18 protein-coding genes are annotated in these 24,419 nt (G+C 43.5%); 7 read left to right on the top strand and 11 right to left on the bottom strand.

Annotated elements, in window-relative coordinates; translation table 11 throughout:
- Positions 1-7 precede the first annotated feature (7 nt).
- Positions 8-1,063: a calcium:cation antiporter gene (locus BP74_RS18650; RefSeq protein ID WP_496376501.1), complete on the bottom strand. Its 1,056-nt coding sequence runs from the start codon at positions 1,061-1,063 to the stop codon at positions 8-10.
- A 72-nt stretch (positions 1,064-1,135) separates the two neighbouring features.
- A complete protein-coding gene (locus tag BP74_RS18645) occupies positions 1,136-2,884 on the bottom strand; it encodes a hypothetical protein (protein ID WP_496376499.1) in 1,749 nt (582 codons plus the stop codon).
- A 246-nt stretch (positions 2,885-3,130) separates the two neighbouring features.
- Between BP74_RS18645 and BP74_RS18640 the strand changes: the two genes are divergently transcribed.
- Positions 3,131-4,327 carry an acyloxyacyl hydrolase gene (locus BP74_RS18640; RefSeq protein ID WP_496376497.1) on the top strand — a complete coding sequence of 399 codons (1,197 nt, stop codon included), beginning with the start codon at positions 3,131-3,133 and terminating at the stop codon, positions 4,325-4,327.
- Here the strand turns inward: BP74_RS18640 and BP74_RS18635 are convergent.
- Positions 4,305-4,937 carry a pseudouridine synthase gene (locus BP74_RS18635; protein ID WP_496376495.1) on the bottom strand — a complete coding sequence of 211 codons (633 nt, stop codon included), beginning with the start codon at positions 4,935-4,937 and terminating at the stop codon, positions 4,305-4,307. The two genes, BP74_RS18640 and BP74_RS18635, sit on opposite strands and share 23 nt — an antisense overlap.
- Positions 4,938-5,209: 272 nt before the next feature.
- Here BP74_RS18635 and BP74_RS18630 point away from each other — a divergent pair, with 272 nt between their 5' ends.
- On the top strand, positions 5,210-6,211 hold the full coding sequence (locus tag BP74_RS18630; protein ID WP_496376493.1) for an acyl-ACP desaturase: 1,002 nt from the start codon (positions 5,210-5,212) through the stop codon (positions 6,209-6,211).
- 51 nt (positions 6,212-6,262) lie between these two features.
- On the opposite strand, the gene BP74_RS18625 is transcribed toward BP74_RS18630, so the two are convergent.
- Positions 6,263-6,811, bottom strand: coding sequence for a DUF1415 domain-containing protein (locus BP74_RS18625; RefSeq protein WP_496376491.1), 549 nt, complete (start codon positions 6,809-6,811; stop codon positions 6,263-6,265).
- 181 nt (positions 6,812-6,992) lie between these two features.
- Here BP74_RS18625 and BP74_RS18620 point away from each other — a divergent pair, with 181 nt between their 5' ends.
- Positions 6,993-7,517: a glycine zipper domain-containing protein gene (locus BP74_RS18620; RefSeq protein ID WP_496376489.1), complete on the top strand. Its 525-nt coding sequence runs from the start codon at positions 6,993-6,995 to the stop codon at positions 7,515-7,517.
- 82 nt (positions 7,518-7,599) lie between these two features.
- Here the strand turns inward: BP74_RS18620 and BP74_RS18615 are convergent, their stop codons facing one another.
- Positions 7,600-8,991 carry a tryptophanase gene (locus BP74_RS18615; RefSeq protein ID WP_496376487.1) on the bottom strand — a complete coding sequence of 464 codons (1,392 nt, stop codon included), beginning with the start codon at positions 8,989-8,991 and terminating at the stop codon, positions 7,600-7,602.
- 394 nt (positions 8,992-9,385) lie between these two features.
- Here BP74_RS18615 and BP74_RS18610 point away from each other — a divergent pair, with 394 nt between their 5' ends.
- A complete protein-coding gene (locus BP74_RS18610) occupies positions 9,386-10,873 on the top strand; it encodes a sensor histidine kinase (protein ID WP_496376485.1) in 1,488 nt (495 codons plus the stop codon).
- A 91-nt stretch (positions 10,874-10,964) separates the two neighbouring features.
- Complete coding sequence (locus tag BP74_RS18605; RefSeq protein ID WP_496376483.1) at positions 10,965-12,308, top strand: serine hydrolase; 1,344 nt, start codon at positions 10,965-10,967, stop codon at positions 12,306-12,308.
- 74 nt (positions 12,309-12,382) lie between these two features.
- On the opposite strand, the gene BP74_RS18600 is transcribed toward BP74_RS18605, so the two are convergent.
- Both BP74_RS18600 and BP74_RS18595 read right to left on the bottom strand, forming a co-directional pair.
- Positions 12,383-14,302: an AAA domain-containing protein gene (locus tag BP74_RS18600; protein ID WP_496376481.1), complete on the bottom strand. Its 1,920-nt coding sequence runs from the start codon at positions 14,300-14,302 to the stop codon at positions 12,383-12,385.
- A 155-nt stretch (positions 14,303-14,457) separates the two neighbouring features.
- The gene (locus tag BP74_RS18595; protein ID WP_496376479.1) at positions 14,458-16,278 is read right to left on the bottom strand and encodes a carboxypeptidase-like regulatory domain-containing protein; all 1,821 of its coding nucleotides are present in this window, start codon (positions 16,276-16,278) and stop codon (positions 14,458-14,460) included.
- Positions 16,279-16,439: 161 nt separating this feature from the next.
- Here BP74_RS18595 and BP74_RS18590 point away from each other — a divergent pair, with 161 nt between their 5' ends.
- Positions 16,440-17,171, top strand: coding sequence for a TMEM175 family protein (locus BP74_RS18590; RefSeq protein ID WP_496376477.1), 732 nt, complete (start codon positions 16,440-16,442; stop codon positions 17,169-17,171).
- A 5-nt stretch (positions 17,172-17,176) separates the two neighbouring features.
- On the opposite strand, the gene BP74_RS18585 is transcribed toward BP74_RS18590, so the two are convergent.
- The 3 genes from BP74_RS18585 to BP74_RS18575 form a co-directional block, all read right to left on the bottom strand.
- A complete protein-coding gene (locus BP74_RS18585; protein WP_496376475.1) occupies positions 17,177-17,602 on the bottom strand; it encodes a VOC family protein in 426 nt (141 codons plus the stop codon).
- Between the two features lie 97 nt (positions 17,603-17,699).
- Entirely contained in the window at positions 17,700-18,854 is a 1,155-nt protein-coding gene (locus tag BP74_RS18580; protein ID WP_496376473.1) for an acyltransferase family protein, read from the bottom strand.
- Between the two features lie 173 nt (positions 18,855-19,027).
- Positions 19,028-20,440: a S41 family peptidase gene (locus BP74_RS18575; RefSeq protein WP_496376471.1), complete on the bottom strand. Its 1,413-nt coding sequence runs from the start codon at positions 20,438-20,440 to the stop codon at positions 19,028-19,030.
- A gap of 369 nt (positions 20,441-20,809) precedes the next feature.
- Here BP74_RS18575 and BP74_RS18570 point away from each other — a divergent pair, with 369 nt between their 5' ends.
- Positions 20,810-22,240: an SDR family oxidoreductase gene (locus BP74_RS18570; RefSeq protein ID WP_496376469.1), complete on the top strand. Its 1,431-nt coding sequence runs from the start codon at positions 20,810-20,812 to the stop codon at positions 22,238-22,240.
- A gap of 44 nt (positions 22,241-22,284) precedes the next feature.
- Here BP74_RS18570 and BP74_RS18565 read toward each other — a convergent pair whose 3' ends face one another.
- Positions 22,285-24,405, bottom strand: a complete 2,121-nt coding sequence (locus BP74_RS18565; protein ID WP_496376467.1) for an alpha-amylase family protein — start codon at positions 24,403-24,405, stop codon at positions 22,285-22,287.
- Positions 24,406-24,419 lie beyond the last annotated feature (14 nt).

Genomic DNA, 24,419 nt, shown 5'->3' with positions numbered 1-24,419 from the left:
TGGCAAACTATCCCCACCAGAAAGCAGCCGCTATCAGGCAATAGAGGCCGATCAGTGCCAACCCTTCCATCCAGATAGATTCCCCGTCAAAGACGATGAAAGCTGTTACAATAACTGCCAATGCCAGAACTGCCAGCAACATGGGCGACAGTACAAAGGAAAGAATAGCTCCCCCTAAAAAGAATGAGAGTAAAACCAGAAGTGGGAACAATCCAAGAGCGATCTGCAGGGAACTGGTAAGTATCACACTAACAGCGTAATCAGCCTGGTTGCGGATGGCCAGTTGAATGCCCACAAGATTTTCAACTGCATTGCCCGCAATAGCCACGATCACCAATCCTGCAAATGTTTCATTGATGCCTAATGTGCTCATGGCAGGTTGTAAGGCTACTACAAACCAGTCGGATACAAAGGCTGCACCGGCACCAGCAAGGCTCAATAAAGTTATGGTCAGGCTGAGTGGCCAGGGAGGTGTTCCATTTTCTTTATGCGGTGTGACTACTGCCTTATCCTGTTTTAAAAAGAAATAAGTGCTGGCGCCAAAGAGTATCAATAATATGATGGCTACGAATATATCCAGTGCATTCAAATGGGTTTCCGCTTTTGTATGCATCATGTGCGTTAGGGTTGGAATTGCTAATGCTCCAAATGCCAGGATCATTAAAGTAGCGATCATTTTGGGCGGCCCGGATTTAAAATGTTGTGTTCCGTTCTTCAGTCCTCCAAAAAACAAAGCCAGCCCAAAAACCAATAAGGAATTTCCCAATATAGAACCGATCAATGCCGCCTGCACTACTTTAGACAGGCCTGCCCTTAATGCGAAAATGCAAACAAACAATTCCGGGAGATTGCCCAGCGCTGATTGCAGGATGCCGGTGGCGCCTGGTCCCAGGCGCTTTCCTAATTGCTCTGTGGCATCACCTACAATCATGGCCAGTAATGATAATGCCGCTGCTGTTGTGATAAAGGCTATCAATGGATTGGCCTCAGTATAATGTAATACAGCCGCAAGGGTGGTAGCAATTGTAGCTGCCAGGATGATCCCTTTCTCTTTTTTCTCCATTGTTTTTTCTGCCTGTTTATTTATAGTGAGTGATAAAATTACCGGACCATGATGGAGGATTAATGAATTGGCTTATTCTGTTTTGTAATATTTGGGCTTTGCCAGTTTTTCGGGTGCCCCGGTGGTTTTTAATATGCCAGTAAGCAAAGTCTTCCAGATAAGATTAAAAAAGCTGGCATGAGGGTCACGGGTAAAGGAAGTAACAGGGTTACGCGCCGCTTCATTAGCGGATGGGTTGTCATTTTTTATAACGAAGGCATTGGCCAGAAATCCTGTGATATGTTTTTTGTTTAAGCCGCCATCTCCTCCCTTGTCCTTTTCCAGGGGAATGATCTTAAGGTCTTTATACAATATCAATGTTTTCCCGGTAGCACTAGACTGATCTCCCTGTTCCTGTGCCTTAATTGATTGCACCGTACCACTCTTCAATAGGAACATACCTAAAGGTTCTGAAACAGGGGTGATCATACTGCCATCAAACCCTTTCACATTTATATCTGCAGTGAATGCCCCTGTTTTATATCGTGCCATATCAAAATGAAGCGTAAGGGAGGCTGGTACCTTTCCTAATATGATTCCATTAGCCTTTACGGTAGTGGTTTTATTTTTTTGTATAGCCGAGGGTAGGTTGGTAAGATTCAATACTTCTCCATTTAAGTGGCTAATATGTACAATCCCAGTTTTTTCTGAGAATGGATTGTATTCCTCATATTGAAGATCCAGGTTTTTACATTTCAAGGCTGAAATATGAACAAGCATTGGCAATTTCATGATCAACTGCGATGGGAAGGAATTCAACTTAGGTTTTCCGGGTGGTAGTGACCTGTCAAAATAAATAGCGAACCGGGCATCACTGATCTCGGCTTGTTCTGCAAATATTTTTTCCCTGTTGACCAGGTTCCACCAATCAATTCCCTGCATACGCAGGGCAGGTATTGTTAATTCGTATCGCTCTTTCATCACACACTGCTTTTTAGCGAATTCTTTTTTACCCAATCGGGGTTTAAGATTTAAATGGCTGGCAGCAAAGGAAGACTGAGTAGGATTTACAGATATTTCATCTATGGCCATGTCATACATTCCATCCCTGGTGGAGGTCCTGTAATTTTTCATGGAAAGTTCAGCGGTCTTTGCAAACATGAAGCGTTTCTTATCGTATTGTGTTGTTGAATCCATTAAAATATCAGCAAGTCGCACCTGGATACCTTCAAGGCTGGATGCTTTGCTTCCATTAGGTTTATGGATGACTAATTTGCCTCCATCTACCAGGATGCGGTCTATGCCAAGGTGTTCCAGTTTTTCTTTCAAACCCTGGTATAAAGTGGGTGGTTTTTGCCCTGGTTCAGAGGTTGACCCGGGATATATGTCTATAGAAGGTGCACTGATCTTTATAGATTTCAGATCAAGGTTTTTAGTATCAAGGAAATCCTTCAAGCCCAGGCCTTCGATTTTCAACTTTCCAAGCATGATCCGAAATACTTGCGGAGGAAGTTGCCCTGATTGCTTTAGTTGTAATAGGACAGCCGTATCAGGTATCAATTCTGCATGGTTAATAGTTACTGTTGCATTAAGAACATCTGGTTCTACTTCGTTGATAGACAAGTTATAAAGCCCCCCTGAACCTGATTTCACTAATTGCTGCAGTTTGCTAATGAACATCGGCCTCAGGTCAGCAATACTTTCTGCTTTTTTGGGCTTATTGAGCGGTGATGCAGCTGCAGCTGGTTTAAAACCAGGCGTACTAACCGAACGGCGTAGGTACACGTAGGCTGATAATACGATCAATCCAATAACCAGGATGATGATGCTGATTTTTTTCATCAGCAGGATAGTTTCAATTATTACACCAATTACAGGTAACTACTTTCTGCTCATCATGTTTAAATGCAAGGAGAAAAAATACCAGTCGATTAAACAATTCAATAATCTTAACCGATTCTATTATTTTTGATGCCGGATCAAGGTATATTTTGTGTAAGGTTTTGGTCCCATACCTGCCATGCTAATTATTTACCGCTGGAAGCCTTCATTAAAACTTCAAGCTCAATTCTATAAACCAGATTTTTAATGGGTTGTAAAATCGTTACATCCGTTGCCCTGAGCGTGACATTATTATTGCAGGTAATGGTTTTTGCCCAGTCTCAAGGCATACAATACCCTGCAATGTTGAAAAATTCCTATTTCACTGTTAGTAGTGGCTCGGTTCAGTATGCATTTTCAGATGAAAATCTCAATAAAGGATTTACCGCAGCATCTATATCTATTGGCCATCCGGCCGTACAGGTGGGATTGTTTGGTCATTATTTCAATCCTTACCTTGCTGCTGAAATAAGCTACCTGCGCCCGGTTTTATGGACCCAATATATTAATGTAAATGGTGATCAGCAAAAACACTCTGTTTTTATGAGTGTGGGTACTTTAAGTGCAAAATCCTTCATGCCTATTTCCCGCAGGTGGACGGCTGATGGAGAAGTAGGAGTGGCGCTGGTAACGAGGAAAGGATTTGGAGTAGCGGGAGTTAAAGCACTGAATGACGTTGCTTTTACTTCTGTAGTACTTGGGGGTGGTTTTAATTATCAACTTTCTCCCACAACAGAAATATTTATTAAGGGAGTATTTTCCCCAGAAGCAGAAGAAGTGAATCAACCTGCAACGAGTTATTTTGGCACAGGATTCAGATTCATTATGCGTCCTCTTTCTAATGAAAAAGCAGAGCGCATTGCCAGTTCTCCCTATTATTTTCCTAAAGCAATTTTACAAGCAGGTTATTGTAATAACCTGGTTGGTTATGGAGTAAATGACATGGTTTCAAAAAAACTCCCGCTTTTTTGGGCCGGGGATGTATATATACAAAAAGGTTGGGCGCTTCGTTTGCAAAGAGAAGTGTTTCATACTAGGAAGTTTTTTAGCCTGGCTTTTGGAGGTGGTGCCGGATATTGGGAAAGCAGTAAGGAAGCCCAGAAAATATTTACACTCTCGGCCTTTCCTGTATTTAGGTTCAACCTGTTACACAGTAAGCCTGCAGATGTTTATATAGATTATTCCGTAGCAGGACCCAGCTATATTTCCAGGACCACTATTGACCAGGAACTCACAGGTAAGCATTTTACTTTCCAGGATTTTATGGGCATGGGTTTCTTTGCGGGCAGACATAAAAGAATGAATCTTGAAATGAACATTAACCATTACTCCAATGGAAACCTGTTTACGGAAAATCCAGGGCTAACCATCCCGCTTACATTTAACCTTGGATATGTGCTGTAGCTTTCAGTGAAGATGTGTCAAGTTTTAACTGATTGAAGAATTGATCTTGTTCTACCACCCGTATTTCCCCTGGCTGAAGATTTCCCAATTCCATATTTTCAATAGATACCCTGATCAGTCTCAGGCAACGATGACCGGCGGCCAATACCATTTTACGCACCTGGTGAAACTTGCCTTCTGTTAATGTGATCAAAAGCCATGTGGTTGTAAGGCTTGCCTTATGTGTACCATCTGCAATGAATTTGAGTTCCTCATATTTCACCAGTTCTACCTCACAGGGCGGAGTCCGGTAAATAGCACCTGCTCTTATCCTGATATCTATACCAGAACTTAAGCGCTCCAGGTTTTCGTTGCTCATGCGATGTTTCACCTGCACCAGGTAGGTACGCTTGTGCGGTATATTACTTTGAAATAACAGGGCTGTAACTTTTTTATTGGTGGTCAGCAGTAATAAACCTTCAGAATTTTTATCCAGCCTGCCGATAGCATGTGTGCCTTCAGGGAATGAATAGGAAAGATCGCCCAACAGGTCGCCCGGAAATGGACTTACAAATTGTGATTCCATTCCTTTTGGCTTATTCAAAACAAAGTAATGAAAAGGCTTATGCATCGTGGAAATGTAGGGAATTATATGATTTTACCTGGCTAATTAAAGGAATTTTTTGGCATAAAAATGCTAAAAATGGCAAAACATTAGCTTGAACTAAAATACCTTTGCAAGCTAGCCTTAATCTTTTATCTCGCAGCGAAACCTTCTCAGAGGTTGTTCACTAAGGATAAGTTGGAAGAAGAAGGAAGCCAGTTGAAAGTGATAGTGGCGGGCATTATTCTTGTTCTCACACGCTTTCAATTGTTTTTGAAGAAACAACCTTAAAACGATCTATGTTACATTATACATCCACAAAGAATGAGTTGGAAAAAAATATGGAAGTGATCGGCGGCATGCAGGATATTGCTGCCCACGCTGTTGACACCATATTAGTTGATCCCCAAACCTGCTGGCAACCCTCGGATTTTTTACCGGATATGAGCACTGATGGTGCATTGGAGCAAGTGGCAGCTTTGCAGCAGCGTGCCTCCGGGTTACCTCCCGAGGTCATTACCTCACTGGTCGGTAATATGATCACCGAAGAAGCGCTTCCTACCTATCAGACATTTTTTAACCTTGTAAAAGGTGTTAATGAAGAAGGCAATATTGCCAGTGATAAGGGTTGGGTTCGCTGGTCTAGGTCCTGGACGGCTGAAGAGAACCGCCATGGTGATCTGCTGAATAAATACCTCTATCTTTCTGGTCGTGCAGATATGAAACAAGTGGAGATCACTATTCATAATCTTATAGGAAATGGATTTGACCCACAAACCGAAGGTGACCCTTACCAGGCCATGATCTACACTTCTTTCCAGGAAAGAGCTACACGCATCTCCCATGTTAATACCGGGAAGCTGGCAGATAGAAATGGAGATATAGTGCTTTCAAGGATCTGCAAAACGATCGCAGGCGATGAAGGCAGACATGAAAAGGCTTATAAATCTTTCATGTCACACATTTTTGAAATTGATCCTGATGGCGCACTACTGGCCTTTGAAAAAATGATGAAAAAGCAGATCGTTATGCCAGCCATTTTGATGGATAATGCAACTACAGATAACCTGTTCACAAGATTCTCTGCCATTACCCAGAAATTAGGCATCTATACTACATTCGACTATGCTTCAATCATAAAGCACCTCACCGATCTGTGGAAGGTGGAATCACTCACTGGGCTTAGTGATTATGCTGCCCGTGCCCAGGATTATCTTTCCACACTTGCAGACCGTTACAAGCGTATTGCCGAAAGAATGAAAGAACCGGAAGCGGTTAAGCTTGCCTGGTTGGTAAAATGATCATACTTATTGTAAATATTTGCCCGGGGTTTTACTCCGGGCTTTTTTATTCTATGCCTTGAAAGTTGATTCCCATAGGCTACGCATGTAGATAATCCCTTTTTGCCTGGCAAATTGAATATTGCGTTGGGGGATTTTCTCTGTGCCGGGGAAAGAATCAATGGCACGGCTCACACTCTCTTCACGTAACAAATGCAGCATTGGGTAGGGTGACCGGTTGGTATAATTAGAAGGGTCATCTTTGGAGGAACCTCCAAACAGGTAATCAGGATGAAAGCTTGCAATTTGATATACACCTTCTTTATCCTGGTCTTCGAGAAATGATTCTGCCAGTTCCACCAATCCAAGGTAATCATCAAATAGAGCAAAGCTACCCGGGAAAATAAGGAACATGGTTTCTATTTGCTCATTAGCATCCAGTAAATCGAAGGCTTTCGCCAATGCCACAAGCACTGATTGGGGATCTGCGTTTGCCAGCACTTCAAAATGTATGGTCCCGGCTTTAACAACCGGCGCGGCAAAAGGGCAAAAATTGCAACCCACCACCACATCCACAATCCATTTATTGGTTTGTGCTATAATGTGCTCAGCTTCTGTCATTGTTTTTTTATTTTGTTATTAAAATAAGGCAATGTAATTGATAATAAAGGGAATAGAGTACAACCTATCTATGAAACTTTTAGTATATATACTACTCATGAAGAAGGAATAATACTTTGGCATGGTCTTTTGAATTCATGTATCTTAGTTAAATATTAATAATAACCCTAAAGGAAAACCCATGAAACGCAGTTTAATTGTTTTGAGTGCCTTCACATTTTTGATAGCTTGTAATAACGGCCCTAAAACACCAGCCACTACTTACAGCCTCTCTGATTCCCTGAAGTTCGTTAATGATACTACCGGTTTAGCAGCCTACCAGGCCTGGAAAGCAGAGCATGAATTAGGCGTAAACAAAGACCAGCCAAACGAAAAGGTAAACACGGCTGCAGTATCATCTGCTAAAGAGTCAACACATAGATCTACAACCAGGAGTTCCGGAAACTCTGGTTCAGGCACATCATCATCAGGAACTGCTTCCTCTGGATCAGGTTCTTCTGGATCAACCGGAACAGCCGCCCCAGCTAAAAAAGGATGGAGTAAAACAGCTAAAGGTGCCGTCATTGGCGGTGTGGTTGGTGCAGGCGCAGGTGCCGTCATCAATAAAAAGAACCGTGGTGCCGGTGCAGTTATAGGTGGTGTAGTTGGTGCCGGTGCAGGCGCTGTAATTGGTCACGATATGGATAAAAAAGATGGTCGTCATTGATCATAATAAAATGAATAATAAAAGGCGCAACCCCCGGTTGCGCCTTTTTTATGGATGTGACTTGACTTGTCTCTTGTAGTTCTCAGGCAAAGCAACTGCTGGGTGCTGCCCATTCAAACTTTGCTGTAAAATGCCTTAATACGGGTGCTTCTTCTGTGATGCGTAAACCTTGCAGCTCCGTTCTTTTCTCAAACACTTCCAGTATTACCTCCGCCACGTAATCGATATGACTTTGAGTGTACACTCTCCTGGGAATGGCCAACCTTACCAACTCCATAGGAGCTGGAATCAGGTTTCCACCTTGATCATATTTACCAAACATCAGTGATCCTATTTCAACACTGCGAATGCCTCCTTCTACATACAGTGCACATGCAAGCACCTGCCCGGGGTATTGGTCTATGGGTATATGTGGCAGGAAAGCCTTTGCATCCAGGTAAACGGCATGGCCACCTGCGGGCTGCATAACCGGCACACCTGCATCAATCAACTTGTTCGTCAGGTATTCGATGCTGCGTATCCGGTAGGCCAGGTAATTTTCATCCATCACTTCCTCCAGTCCTATAGCTATAGCTTCCAGGTCGCGACCGGCCAGTCCGCCATAAGTTGGGAAACCTTCGGTAATGATCAGAAGGTTCCTGCATTCTAATGCCAACGTTTCGTCATGCATGGCAATGAAGCCCCCGATATTAGCAAAAGCATCTTTTTTAGCACTCATAGTGCAACCATCAGCATATGAAAACATTTCAGCTGCAATGCTTTCAATGCTCCTGTCCGCATAGCCTTCTTCCCTGATCTTTATAAAATAGGAATTTTCAGCAAAGCGGCAGGCGTCAATGAACATCGGTATGCCATGCTTTTCGCAAACAGCTTTTACTTTCCTGATATTCTGCATACTGACAGGTTGCCCTCCCCCGGAATTATTCGTTACAGTAAGGATGCATAAGGCAATATCAACGGCGCCCTTCTCCTCAATCAACATTTCAAAAGCTTCCACATCCATATTGCCTTTGAAGGGTGCAGGTATGGATGGATATTTTCCTTCTTCGCACAACAGATCGATGCCCGTGGCCCCGGAACATTCAATATTCGCTCTTGTCGTATCAAATAAAGTATTGCTTACAATATACTTTCCGGTTCCGCCCATTACACTGAAAAGGATCTTTTCAGCTGCCCTTCCCTGGTGCGTTGGAATTACCACAGGCATCCCGGTAAGCTCACTGATGGTTTTTTCAAAGCGGAAAAAGCTGGGACTTCCTGCATACGATTCATCTCCCTGCATGATGCCGGCCCATTGATTACTGCTCATGGCGCTGGTGCCGCTGTCGGTCAGCAGGTCTATCAACACATCCTTTGACCTGATCAGGAAGGGGTTATAAAAAGCTTTTTCTAATATGTTTTTTCTTTCTCCTGGTGTAGTGAAATATATAGGTTCAACGGATTTGATCCGGAACGGTTCAATAATGGTTCTCATATCAATAATTAAATGAAAGAATAATAGAAATAAGGTGGAAGAGGGAGCCTGCTTAGGTGGGTTTTTTAATAATGTTTTTCCACGTTCTCATATCAACAAAACTACATATTCCATCTCGGCACTCTTATGATTTTAATCAGAGTCCCCTATTATATGTTCTACAACAGGTTTTTTTATTGCTACAACTGATAACCATCATATGTTAAGCTGTACGGCGCTTTTATATTTGAATAAACTAACTAACTGCTTATATTTTTCATTCCTTTCCCTTTGAATCCAAATAAGAATTGCTTTATTAATTGCAGTCAAGGGCATTGAACGTTACGTAAGGGGTCGCAACCAATATTGATCATCGCAACACAACCTTTCCCGGCACTGCTATAACAACCACCAGATGCTGGCAAGAAAAAAGCATAAATATAATTGGCCGGTTTTAAGCTTTTTTGTTACTGCCAGTCTTTTGCTGGCATTAAGCCTGCTATCTTCCAACCAGTTCCAGGTGCAGAAAAATTCTTCCAACTGGGTGACACATACCTACGAAGTAAAGATCAAATTGCAACTGCTTCTCAACGGGATCAGGGATGCGGAATCCAACGCAAGGGGTTATTTTCTCACTTCCGATAGCATGTTCGCCAGGCAATACCTTGCATCTGTAACTGCTATTCCCAGGGAGCTGGAAGCATTGCAAGCAATGATTCCTGCTCATAAGGAAGAAGAAGATTATTACAAAAGCATTCGCCTGCTTGTAGAACGAAGGATCAGTGAATTGAACCTGGCATTTAAAAGCTATAATTCTATATCCAGCCAGGAACTTAATCAATTGCTGATCAGGGGAAAATATCTTTCAGATATAGTAACCTCACAGGTGTTGCATATGCAGAACTTTGAAGACAGGTTGCTGAATGACCGCTTCAGGAATTGGGAAAAGCAGGAATGGCAGGCATCACAGATCAACTTATTCCTTTCCGTATTTTCTTTTGTGGTATTGATCGCTTCATTTATTACCATGCTCAATGAACGTGATCACAGGCATCGTTCTGAAAATATAGCAGGCATACTGGAAGAAAAAGTAAAGGAAAGAACTGAAGAAGTGGAACACAAGAACAGGGTGCTCTATTACCAGAATGAAGAACTGGAAAAAAGAAATGAGGAACTTTCATCGTTTAATTTCATTGTCAACCATGACCTGAAAGAACCACTGCGCAAGATCCGTATATTTTATGACAGGATAGAGGAAATTGAAGGATCAGAATTTTCACCAACTGCCAAAGTCTATTTTAAAAAGATCAATGAATCCATTACCCGCATGCAAAGGCTGTTGCATGATGTATATGCCTATACAACCTTGAATATTGCAGATAAATTCAGGGAGACAGATTTGAATGCTGTATTGGAAAAAACGCTTAAAACCTTAGAAGAAGATATACAAAAGCACGGTGCACTGATTGAATATTCAAAACTTCCCAGGCTCTTTGCCATTCCTGATCAAATGGAGCAGTTGTTTCATAACCTACTAAGCAATTCACTGGTCTTTTCCCGAAAGGATGTACAACCCATTATCAGTATCAGCGCTGAAAAAGTCACTTGTACCAAGCAAATTTATGACTCTTGCTGGGAAATAAGTTTTAGAGATAATGGAATTGGTTTTGACGCAGAGCATAAAGAAAACATATTCAGGGTATTTAAAAAGCTGCACCAGGGGCCTGAATATTCCGGAACGGGTATGGGGCTTGCCATCTGTAAAAAGATCGTAGAAAATCATAAAGGTGTGATCATAGCTAATTCCAGCATTGACGAAGGATCAACCATAACTATATTATTTCCAGATAACATCAATTCAAATGTTGCAGCAACATTACCGGGTCAAAAAATGATGGCCTGATTACACTACCGGGATAGTATTTATTATATTTAATAGAACGCCTGTAACCTCATTCATTTCCTAACGTCTTATACATTATTAAAATATAACTATGCGCCGCCATCTCTTTATTTTCACCCTCCTGGTATCCTATACTATTTCCTGCATTGCCCAGTCCATTACTCCTTCACTGGATTCACTGGTAAATGTTTACGCCAGTCAAAAAGGATTTAATGGTTCTGTACTGGTAGCTCAAAAAGGCAAAATATTACTGGAGAAGGGGTATGGCTATAAAAATGTGGAGCAAAAAACAAAGGTTGATGCCAACAGCCTGTATCAGTATGGATCTATAACCAAACAATTTACTTCCGCTCTTGTCATGTATTTGCAGGAGAAAGGGAAACTGAACATCAATGACAAGCTGAGTAAATATTTTCCTGAATTGCCCTTTGCAGATAGTGTGACCATCTATAACCTGCTGACTCATACCTCGGGGATCTTTAATTATACCAATAATGGTGATTTCATGAAAACAGAGGCTGTCAAGTCAGCAAGCAGGGAAAAGATATTTGCATTATTTAATAACAAGCCCTTGGAATTTGCTCCCGGTTCCCGATTCAGCTACAGCAATTCGGGTTATTCCCTCCTTGGTTATATTATTGAAAAAGCCAGTGGGGTCCCTTATGAAAAGCTTATGCGACAAGTGATACTGGAACCACTTGGATTAAAAACGGCAGGTTTTGACTACGCACACAATACTTCTCCTGAACGAACCATTGGATATAATTTCATTAGGGATGATAAGTTTGAAGCGGCAGGCATAGTTGATTCGACTGTTGCCTATTCTGCTGGCTCTTTGTATGGTAGTGTGAAGGATCTGTACGCATGGCACCAGGCATTGCAGAAACATGTGTTGTTATCTTCTGCCTCATGGCAAAAGGTGTACACGCCATTCCAGTCAAAATATGCCCTGGGCTGGGGTATGGATAGTGCTTATGGAAAACTGGTGGCACAACATGGAGGAGGCATTTTTGGATATACTTCTATGATCAGGCGTTTTCCAGACGATGATGTAGTGGTTATCGTTTTAAGCAACAACAGCTCCCAGCATACCGGTGATATCGCCAATAATCTTTCTGCCATCGTTTTTAATCAGCCGGTGGCATGGCCCAAAGAACACAAATTTGTGCAGGTGCCTGCAGAAAAGCTTAAGGCCTATGAAGGCGAATATGAGATAGGGCCCAATTTTATATTGAAGATAAGTTTGGTGAACGGCATACTCCAGGCTGAACCCACCGGGCAGCCCAAAACCGAGTTACAGCCTGAAGCAGAGGATACCTTCTATATTGCTGTTGCAGATGCACAACTCATATTTGAAAAAGATGCTTCAGGTAAGGTTACCGGAGCAAAACTGATACAGGGAAACAGGACCAACCCTATTAAGAAGATCAAATAGAGATCGAATGATCAATGCCGGGAGTCAAAGCTTATGTATTCACAAGCTTATCTCTTTCATTAAAATGATAAGCCCTACCAATCCATTAGCTCCCAAGCGCTGGTATAGGCATTATTTTGTTGGGCATAGGCAATAAAGTCTGCATAAAATTTTGCCTGTGCCAGGGTAGCACTGTCACCTACCACGACCAGTTTTTTACGTGCTCTTGTCATAGCCACATTCATCCTCCTGATCTCTGAAAGAAAGCCAATATTATTGTCTGCATTGCTCCTTGTCATACTGATGAAAATGGCATCCCTTTCCTGGCCCTGGAAGCTGTCAATGGTGTTTACGGTTATGTAGTCGCGGTAGCCATCCCATTCAGAATTTTCTAATATCGCATGGCGCAGCAATTCAACCTGGTGCTTATAAGGTGATATCACTCCTATGGAAGGATGGTTAGCCAAATGCGTTTGCTGTTGAAGGTTTTTCATCAATTGCAGCAGTTGTTTTAATAGAAAACCTGCTTCCTCGGGATTGCTGATGCTGGTGCCTTCCCATTTTTCTTCATAGCCACATCCGGCAGTATCAATAAATAATAGTGGCTGATCATTTTCAAGAAGGAGCCGCCGGGCAACAGAAGGATGCGCCTGCAACCTCCCCTCGTAAAACTCCCGGGAAGAAAATCCCATGATGGTCTCATGCATTCTATATTGCTCTTCCAGTAATACAACGGCTTCCGGATGCAGGGCAACTTCTTTTTCCAATAGGGTATTAGCCAGGCCTTCCTTTGCTGCCTCATCAGACTTGATAGTAGGAGGCAATTGAAAATGATCCCCTGCCATCACCAGCTTTTTTGCTTTCAGGATCGGTATCCAGCAGGCGGGTTCCAGTGCCTGTCCTGCCTCATCTATCACCACGGTTTTGTATTTCCTGTTACGGACAGTATAATGATTGGCCCCCACCAGCGTTGCGGTGATCACCTGCGCCTTAGCCAGCGTATCATCAATGATGTATTGTTCCGTGCGTTCCACTTCTTTATTGATGTTCCTTGCTTCGGCAAATAATGCTTTGCGCTGTTCACGTTCTTCCTTTCCAAAATTGCGCTTATACTTCTGCGCCAGATCCCTGTACTCCGATGCCTGTTTTTTCAACCGCCTGATCTCTTTGGCAGAAGGGTGGGAAGCTATTTTATTGTCCAATGTCATGGACATGAGCCGTTCTGATACCCTGGCCGGGTTGCCCACACGCACCACGTTCAGGCCTTCATCTGAAAGCTTTTCTGTGAGCAGGTCCACAGCTGCATTGCTGGGCGCCACCACCAGCACCTGCTCATGTTCCTGCTGCACCAGGCATCTAATGGCCTGCACCAGCGTTGTGGTCTTGCCGGTGCCGGGAGGTCCGTGTACAATGGCCAGTTCATTCGCAGAAATGATCTTTTCTACCGCTCTTTGCTGGGTACTGTTTAAATGTTGTAAATAGGGTAGCAGTACATGCGCTTCAATCTTTGGATGAAAACCCGGCTTTTTGTCTCCTGTAAGTATTCTGACCAACAAACCTTCTTCATGCTTTTCTGCAATTAATGGGGCCTGTTTTAGCGCATTCTCCATTTCGGCATAACTGTTGGCATCAAAAACCACATCCACTCCCAGCTTACCATTGCGAGACCATTCGGGCAATTCATCTGTCCGCAGGCTGAACTTCATCCGGTTGCCGCTGATATAGGTGACAGTCCCTTCAATTCGGTCCTGGCGCGGATCATGATTAGAAAACAGGGCTACCGACATACCGAAGCGAAACTGGTGAATAATATCAGTATGTGTAGTCCGCTCCACTTCTACGCTCAGGTAATCTCCATGACCTAACTCAGTATCTTTTATGGCCACAGGATACCAGGTCATTCCATTCTCCCTGCGGTCCGTCACCGGTTGATTTTCTATCAATTGCTGGTAAGAGACCTTATCCTCTTCCTTCTCCACCCTCAGTAAATGGAGCAGCCTTTTGAAATAGTCCATCAGGCAAATATAGTAAGTCAGTAGCCGCGACTGGTTCGTCGTTTGTAGTTCGTCGTTTGTAGTTTCTTAGGTGAATTGACCTACAAAATGATTGCACATAACAGTTAGGTATAACCTAACAAACCAGAAACAAAAAACCATAAACCATAAACTCTTTAGTTTCTTACTAAAACCACCTTCTCCGTACCCCATCCTTTATCCTCCATATAATATTTCACCAGGTAGGTTCCGGCAGGGTGGTTCCCGAGATCCAGTTGCCATTTGCTTTGTTTGTTGGAAACCTCCATGCGCTTCAGCATCTTGCCTGCAAAATCAGTTAAATATATTTCCTTAATTGGTTCGGGGGCTTCAATGCTGATCCTTCCTGTGGAAGGATTGGGAAACACTATTACCTTACCTGTATTTTTCACGAGGTCATTAACAGGCTCTTTACGGTCCTTGCCATTGCATGCAGGCATGTATATCATTTCACCAATCAGCCTTTGCACGAGGGCATTCAGTAGTTCTACTTTAAATTCATCTGTTGTTGGCTTGATATGTTTATTGCCAATGCCACTATCGTCAGTTAAAAACACATAGCTGCCATTGGTGGCCAGTGCCATGCTGCGCATCAGGTACTCTGTTGATTTGTCTATACCGCTGCAGACAATGGGAACAATGCGAATGCCCTGTTGTGCTGCCAGAAGTATTTGCTTGTCAACCTGGTCACGGGCATCATCATGCGGAGGCGCGTCCAACACCAGGAACAGGATTTTTGACCTGGCATCTTCTTTCCAATGTAGGTCGTTCAAAGCTGATGTCAATGCTGCATCCACGGCTTCCGGCGTATCACCTCCACCCATGGCTGACTGATTCTTGATAAACTTAAGCAAGGCAGCCGGGTCTGTTTGAAAATCGAATGGGCGGGTAAGGTATTCATCGCCGTGATCGCGGTAGAATACTGAGCCCAGCCTCAGGTTTACTTCTTTATACTTCTCCGACACGTGGCTGATGATATCTGCCAACTCGACCTGCAGGTAACGGATCTCGTCACCCATGCTACCAGTGGCGTCCACTACAAAGGCTATATCAACATTATTGGAGGCATGACAAGGTTGGTTGATGGTGATACGGTTGATACCTTTATCAAACACCTGGGCCAAAGGGACTAACTGGTTGTTACAGTAAATGCTGTACCTGCCCTGTTGATCTTCCCCTTCCTGTATAGCGGCCCATAATTCTGCCTTCCCGGTATTATCGGTAAAGCTTTGCCATACGGTATCTTTTGTATCTGTATTCACCAGGTACACCTTTTCCCCGGCTATGGCCTGTCTTGACCCATTCTGTACCTGAACGCAATAGCGTTGCCTGGGAAATAGCTTCCAATGCTTACCATACTCCTTGAATTCTTTTTCAGAATAGTCACCCCAGAGCTTCCATTTTTTAAAATCGCTCAACTCACCCGCAGTCAATAAATTGGAATGCGGTTCGATGTCGCCGCTATCGGGAAGTTTTATGACTTTACCCGAGGCCATTTCTTTATCGGCTACGATTCTTTCCCTTCTTCCTCTTGAAACAGAAATGCCAGCTACCCGGCCTCGCAGTCCAGGTGCAGCTATTGGTGCAGAAAAAGCAACTTCCTTTTTCGTCATTGATACATCATAACCTGTGATCACTACCTCTTCCAGTGCTTCGGGGTTAGGTTTCAAGCTGATATTCAATTCGTCTCCAGCCATTTTTTCAGTAACTGTAAGCTCTTTGCTTTCATAGCCTGCGGCTGTCACTTGCAGCGTAACCGGAATCTTTGTAACACCTAATGAAAATCTTCCGGCACTATCAGCTGTTGTTCCTGTCTTACTACCTTTTACAATTATTGTTGCGCTTAATATTGCCTTGCCTCCATGGTCTGTAACCCGACCTTTTAATAACACCGGTTGAATACCATATAAAAAGCATAGCAGGATCAATCCGGAAAGAATAACGTATTGCAGTCTCATAGCCTAAGGGTTTTAGCTATAGGATGAACAGGACAAAAGAATTACATAAGCAGATGCGCTATTTTTTTAAACTGCGTCCAGAGATATCATCTTCATGACATTTACTGATGGCGGTCATTTCTCATATTGGTCATAGGGGCTACCTTGAACAAAAAGGTCGCATGATCCGCAAAAAACTATTCCCATCCTTGGTTGATGGCAACTTCCGGTGCCGCGGGAAAGAGATTCAAAGAGTGGAAGGGTTAAGTGATGCTGTATTTGCTTTTTCTGTTTCCCTGCTTGTAGCATCGCTGGAAGTACCGCAGACATTTGATGAATTGAAGACTATCGCCAAAGGCGCTATTCCTTTTTTTGCTACTGTGGCCATGATCTTCCTTTTCTGGTACCAGCAATATCAATTCTTCCGTAGGTATGGCTTACATGATTTTATTACGGTGCTGCTCAACCTGTTTTACCTGGCCATCATCCTGTTCTATGTCTATCCCCTTAAATTTTTATTCTCGCTGCTCATCGCTTCATGGAGCGGGCTTGACCTGTTTCCTTCAGCTTCGGAAAAAGGACTGGCTGTATTATCACGGGAGGATTTCCCCCAGCTGATCATCCTTTTCAGTATAGGCTATTTCCTTATCTGGCTGATCATCGCATTGATGCATTACCATGTATTGAGGCTGTCAGCCCAATTTGACTTCAACAGGTTTGAACTGGAGTTCACCCGCAAGGAAACAAGAGGAGCGTTGATGAATGCAGGTATCGGTTTACTTGCACTGATACTGGCCTGGGTCAGGCTGGAATGGCTGGCCGGTATTTGTTACCTGCTTATCCCCCTTGTCCTTTTGTTAAACCAGGGTTTGTTCAAAGCCCATTCCAGGAAGCTGGTGAAGGCCCGGGTTTAATAGCATCACGCTTCTTCCAGTTTGCGGATATCCAGTTTTTTCATTTGCATGAGTACCGGCATCACGCGTTGCGCCCTGGCAGGGTCTGTCATTAGTTTACCCAGGTTAGAAGGAACGATCTGCCAGGAAAGGCCATACTTATCTTTTAGCCAGCCACACATGCTTTCCTGTCCGCCATCTCCCGTTAGTTTTTCCCAATAGTAATCTATCTCTTCCTGGTTTTCACAGTTAACAACAAGTGATACTGCTTCATTAAATTTAAAATGAGGACCGCCGTTCAATCCCATAAACCTTGATCCCTTCAATTCAAATTGTACAACCATGGGTGTGTCAGTAATAATTTTTGAATCTTTGAAAACGGAACAATAGAATTCAGCGGCTTCTTTTGCCTTACCATCAAACCAAAGGCAGGGATAGATCGGGTTATTCATTGTAAAATCAGTTGTATGGTTAATTAAATAATGCTACCACAAGATAGTCAAGCTATCATTAGGGCAAGAGGTCAAATAGAATTTTATGACCTGTAAATCATATTTGGGGATTTAGTTGTACAGCTGCCAGTTTAGTGCTTTTTACCAGTAGTTTCCTTGTCAGCCATTTTCTTACTGGTTCATCGTATAGCTTCAGGCAGGCATAGCTCAATGTTATGGAAGAAAGAAAAACGATTATGCCTGTTGGCCAGGCCTCACTTAAAGGAACTTTATGGCTGGCTACCCAGGCAGTGTAGATGTAAATGAGGGGATAATGCGTAATGTATAATGGATAAGAAATATCCCCAAAGAACTTGCAGATCAGGGAACCGTACTTTCCTTTTACTTCACCGCTGGCACCCAAATACACGATCAATGGAAAAATCAAAACGATGCTTAAAGAATCATACAGTCCGTTCATCCATAAATGTTCACTCCCCCCGATCCTTGGTATGGATAGTACAGTGATGACCAACAAGCTGCACAAGAGAAATGCATTTTTGATCTTTGAAAGTTGAACGGTGCGGGATAATAACAGTCCTGCAAAAAATGGAAACAGCACCCTGGTAATACCTGTGCGCATCTGGACAGGCTCCAGCGACCAGCCACCGATCACATCCCCGCCGGGAATTGTTACAGCAAAATGTACAAGGGCAGCTGCCGCCAGGACCACCAACACACCCAATGCTTTATTGGATAGCTTTCTCAACCCTATACCGTAAAGTATATTGACCATATATTCATAGAACAGGGACCATGCAGGGCCGTTCAATGGGTACATCTCGGTCCATCCCCTGATATCCATAGATAAGGGCAATGGTATCATAGTGAAACCAATGCACATTACCAGTAAAGTTTTCCATGCTGGTACATCATGAATATTTGGCCACAAAATGGAATCCTGGAAATAAAAACCTATGGCTCCAACGATCATTCCCATGATGACCATAGGCTGCAGCCGCACCAGCCGGCGCAGTAAAAATTCTTTGGTAGACATTTTATACCAGCGGTCATCGTAGGCATAACCAATGACAAAGCCTGAAAGCAAAAAGAAAAAATCTACCGCCAGGTAACCATGGTTGATGACCTGGTCAAGGTGGCTCGTGGCATTGGCTTCAAAAATATGAAAGGCCACTACCATGAGGGCGGCCACGCCCCGAAGGCCATCCAGGATGGCGTAATGTGGTTTTGTGCTTGTTAGTTCCGGCTTCATGTTCCTTAAATATAATCAGAATGGAGTATAGAATAAGAGGGAATTAACAATAGCAAATGCGACCCGCCAGAAGTAATGATAATTAAAGGTCAAACCTATTTTACCCGTATAATTTTATGACAAGTAAAGTTGGGATCGATGGCTTGTCAAACTACAAACTACAAATTACAAACTTATTTACTCCTGACTCCTGACTCGCGACTTAATACTTCTTGCGCAAACGAAATCCAATCATCTGATTGCTTCACCCTATACATAGGTGCGATGCCCACAAATTCATACTTTGACTTTTGCAGGTAGCGCGTTGTTGTAGATTGTACTGTAAATTTTCCGCAGGGAACAGGCGCATTCATAACATTACCATACCCGATATAACCACCTGAGTTTTCACCAATAGTCATTACTTTATCACTTTGAATGAAATACTGGATCATGCCTTCTCCTGCACTCGCTGTACCTCTGTTGAATAGTAAGGCAATTTTATTAGGATACACCGTCACGCTGTCCATTGCCCAGGTGTATTGTGCAGTTTCAGCCTGGGGAATAAATCTGTAGGGAACTGCTTTTTTCATACGTGCAACCAAATCCTTATAATCTCCTGTGGTCGCTTCTTCATAACGTTTGATATTTTCGGGAGTTACCCACACGGAGGCCGTATCAATATGCAAAGGCCTGGTGTAGGCATAGGGCAATAGGTTGAAATAAGATGATTCGCTGCCACCACCATTATTCCTGATGTCTATGATCAAATAAGGCTTGCTCCTGATGACCTGGTCGATGGAACGATAGAATGAATCAAGTTCCCGGGTGAGGCGCGCATCAAATGATAATAACCGGAGGTAATTGGTACTGTCATTTAATTCTTTGAACTCATAATTTTTACCCAGGGATGCAGGAACAGATCCTTTTGAAAAGCCAAGGAAAGGTATTTGTCCATGCTCAATCCTCATGTTTTTAATAATCCGTTGAAAATTAAAACCGAGCAGGCCAATGTTATAGTACACATCAAAACTACTATCCCGTTGTCTCGTCAACTCCAGCAATATATGACCAGCATCCAGGAGCTTATTGGTTTTCAATACCACCCCGATGTATTGATTGGGATTTTTTTCTTTTTGCATTATGCCAAAAACAATGGATCGTCCATCACTGTATATGCCTTCAATAGCAGTAATGTCTTTTTTGCCGAGCCTTTTATATAAAGCTGTAGTATCCACCTGGATTTTTTTGAACTTACGGTAAGCTGAAGAACTTTTAAACGCTGCTACCCTGCTAGAATCTCCAAGGTCCTTTCGGTTCAGGTTAAATCCAATGCCGCTGTGGTGGTCTTTTAATAAAGTCACATATTTATCCAATATGCGGATGCAGAGATCTGTATCCTTTTCTTTATTGGCAAGGTTTCGTAGCTGTTTTAGATCGGCTTTATAACGGGTATAGCTGGCAGGGTCATTTTTGATCTTCTGGAATGCAGGATTGTTTTGTTCAAAATAATTAGTCACAAAGTTCAATTGAGCGGCACAACTGCAGTCCTGTGCCATCATCTTTTGAAATAATAGCAGCAAGCTGATGCTAAATAACAGTTTCATTGGCTTTATCCATTTTATGGATCTGGCTTCAGTGGCAATTGACATGTTATTACAGATCTTTTTGATTAGTAGTTGCGTTAACCATCGCTCACCCACTTGCTTCTGTAGGTCACAATGGGAGGCTTCGTCTAGTCATTTTGGTTAGTTCAACCTGGAAATGCGTACCGGTGATTTAAAGATAAATAGGACTGTTTAATTTCTTATCCTTTTCACGTCCTTTTTGATTGCCTGGTTTTGCTGTATATCGCGGGATTCGTAGTGGAGGTTTAAAGGAATCAACCAATGCTATGGATTAATTGTTTAACTTATAACTGGCGGGGTATTCAAGCTTTCGCCCGGCTTTATTAGCTAAGAAAAACAGTTAGGATCATGAGGATTCTTTTAACAGGGGCCACTGGTTATATAGCGCAACGTTTACTGCCGGTATTGCTCGAGCAGGGGCATGAGGTAATCTGTTGCTTAAGGGATAAGAGCCGTTTTAACATGGATTCTTATCCTTCTTCCAAACTTTCGGTCATTGAAGTGGATTTCCTAAAGCCTGAAACGCTGGAAAATATTCCCAAGGATATAGAGGTGGCGTATTACCTGATACATTCCATGTCAACAACCACCGGCGATTTTACAGCTATGGAAGCACAGGCGGCGGAAAACTTTATCCAGGGCATAGGTGGCACCAATGCCAGGCAGATCATTTACCTGAGCGGCATTGTCAACGAAAAGCAATTGTCCAAACACCTGCGCTCCAGGCAGAATGTGGAAAACATCCTGTCATCCGGAAGCATTCCCCTTACCACTTTGCGGGCAGGGATCATTGTGGGTTCAGGCAGCGCTTCTTTCGAAATCATCAGGGACCTGGTGGAAAAGCTCCCCGTCATGATCGCCCCCCGTTGGCTGAATACCAAATGCCAGCCCATCGCCATCCGTAATGTGATAGAGTTCCTGGCAGGCGTATTGGGTAGAAAAGAAACATATAAACAGAGTTATGACATAGGTGGGCCGGACATCCTGTCCTATAAGCAAATGTTGTTACAGTTTGCAGAAGTAAGGAGACTGAAGCGACGGGTGTATGTAGTACCGGTAATGACGCCAAGGCTATCGTCCTATTGGTTGTATTTTGTTACATCCACTTCCTTTGTGTTAGCCAAGAATCTTGTTGATAGCATGAAGGTGGAAGTGGTGTGCAGGCCCAATAATCTGTCGGAATTGCTGGGTATAGCGTTGATCCCTTATAAAAAAGCCATTGCAATGGCTTTTGACAAGATAGAACAGAATGAAGTGGTATCAAGCTGGAAGGATGCACTTAGCAGCAATGTTCTCAACAAAGGCCTGGCGCAATACATCGAAGTGCCGGTGAATGGTTGTTTTAAAGATGTCCGCAAAGTGTCCCTCACAAATCCTGACAGTGCTATTAATAAGATTTGGGCTATAGGAGGGAGTACAGGCTGGTATTATGGTAATTGGTTGTGGGGCATACGCGGCTTGCTGGATAAAATGGTTGGCGGAGTGGGATTGAGAAGGGGACGAAGAAGCCCCACTTTGATCCGGGCAGGTGATTCATTGGATTTCTGGCGGGTGCTGCTGGCCAGCAAGGAGCAAAAGCGTTTGTTGCTGTATGCAGAGATGAAGTTGCCCGGGGAAGCCTGGCTGGAATTCCGGATCTGTGATAATACACTGGAACAGATAGCGACCTTCAGGCCTCTGGGTCTGTGGGGAAGGTTGTATTGGTATGCTGTATGGCCATTCCATGGTTTTATATTCAAGGGCATGATCAACCAGATAGCCAAGGCGAATGTGGTTTAATTGCCAATAACCTATAACCTCTATTGAAAAACCTTCCAAAGCAATTATTCCAGGACGACAACCTCATATTCTTTAAGAAGGGGTAGTGTAAATGCTGAACGGCCATTATTGTAGGATACAGGTAATCCTGTATTACCTTCCCTTGCTTTCGCAGATTTGAATTTTCCAATGATTGAAATATGGATAGGCCCCATTGCAATAGCATCCATATAATTATTCTGTGTCTGGCCGGAAAGGTTGATCAGGTGCAATAAATGTCTTCCTGTACTTTGCTGGTAGGCAAGGACCATTTCCACAGAACTGTGCGCGTCGCTTTGCAATTGCCTGCCTGCAGGTAATAAATGGTCAACCAGGTCTGTCAATAGATTCGCATGAGAAGGTATCGACATGCGGTCATACAATGCGCCCAGGTCCCAGGGCAGGTAGGCGATGCGACCAGTACCATGATCGCGGAGAAGCACTGCCGGGATTTCCGTGTGCTTCAAATCGGTTTGAGAAACCTCTGCCGGATTTTCAATCATAGGTGGTACAAAGCTCAGGCTTGTTCCATTTTCTTCAGGGTATTCAATAAAACGCATCGTTTTTACTTCTGCTTTACTAAATATATCAATCACCATGTAGGGGCACATGGATGTTGCCATCAAATAGGTCAGACCTTTCAACGAAGGAAATAAATGCTGGTCTTTGACTTCTACATACGACACATTAGTAAGGTCGTGTACCCGAACAGAAGCAGGAATAGCAAATGCTGGTTCTTCTCCAATATATAATACCCTGCCTCCCATACTTACAAATTTTTCGAGCCCTTGTACAGGTGCGCCAGGGGTTACGATCACCAGGTCAAACCGTCCTGGCTGTTGGGTAATTGTTTCAATAGTTTCTGAAACTACTACAGGTATGTGGTTTTCAGTAAGTATGCGGTAGATACCGCGTAGTGATTGTTGCATTACAATATCGCGGCCCCTGGTGGCGGACTCTGGTTTTGCAAGGATCAACACCTTTGCCGGGTTAATGGTGTTGCCAAAGATATCTTCGTTTCTTGCATGCCATTGAAACACCTGCCTGGCCGCTTCAAGGTCACGCTGATCATCCTGTTGCAAGGTCCCGGTTGCTACATAGGTGGGAGGAGAACCATGCGCCATTGCCTGGAACAACCGCATGCGCGTTTCATGCGCCGGCATTAACACCAGTCGCGATGAATTGGAGGAATAGCTGGTAACATTGTTACAGGTAACTGAAGCAGGATAGGAAGTTCGCTGCCGGTTCACTGCTTCACTGGTGATATACAGCCACAGGCGTGAGGGAGCTATTACCATCCTGGTTTCGCTATGCCATCCATGTGTGGGAGTCGTATCGGCATTGATAAAGATTGTTTGAGGAGATAATTTCATTAATTCATCAAAGAAAATGCTGCCGGTTTCATAGGTACAATGCCTGAGAAATATCCGCACTTCATCAGTCATGATTTGGGGAAGATGCTTGCCCGTTTTCTGAAGAAATTTTTTCCTGCAGTTGGCACACTGGCATGGATCCGGTAAATTTTGACCTCCAAGGTTATTGCCGAAATTATTCAGGTACACCAGGGCAGGGTTGTAACGGCTCACTACTTCCTTCATGATCAACACTGCCTGCTTGCGAAAAAAATCACCATTGATGCAGGGTGGTGTTCTCCCCGATGCATCTACAGGATGCGTACCATCTGCCAGTGTAAAAAACCAGCCCGGATTGGCCTTTACCGATTCGGCTGATTGCTTGCTAAAATCAAAGCGGGCGACCAGTCGTATGTTTCTTGATTTTGATGCGCTGGCAATCTTTCCTAGAAAATCGTTTGATGGGGAAATGCCGGGAGCCCATTCATGAAAAGGAATGGCTGATGGATAAAAAGCAAAACTACCGCCAACTGTCAGGCAAAGCAGGTTCATTTTGGCATCCGCAACTTCCTCCACAAACCTGGCTGCAGGTTTCAATGCATCGCTATACCGTAAGGTAAACCAACCGATCCTGGTAGGTTCATTCATAAACCATTTACCCGCTTCACCTACCGGTGTAGGAATAAGTGGGGGAGGCGGATCGATAGGAGCAGCAGCATGACCAGTGGCTGAGCCCACCAGTGGGGAAAGTATAGCAGCACCAACAGTAACATGTAAAAAATCACGTCGCTTCATAAGAGAATCCATTA

Source organism: Flavisolibacter ginsengiterrae DSM 18136, assembly GCF_059568575.1.
Note: the sequence above shows the minus strand (reverse complement) of the source record. Positions and strands in the feature narration are given on the sequence as shown.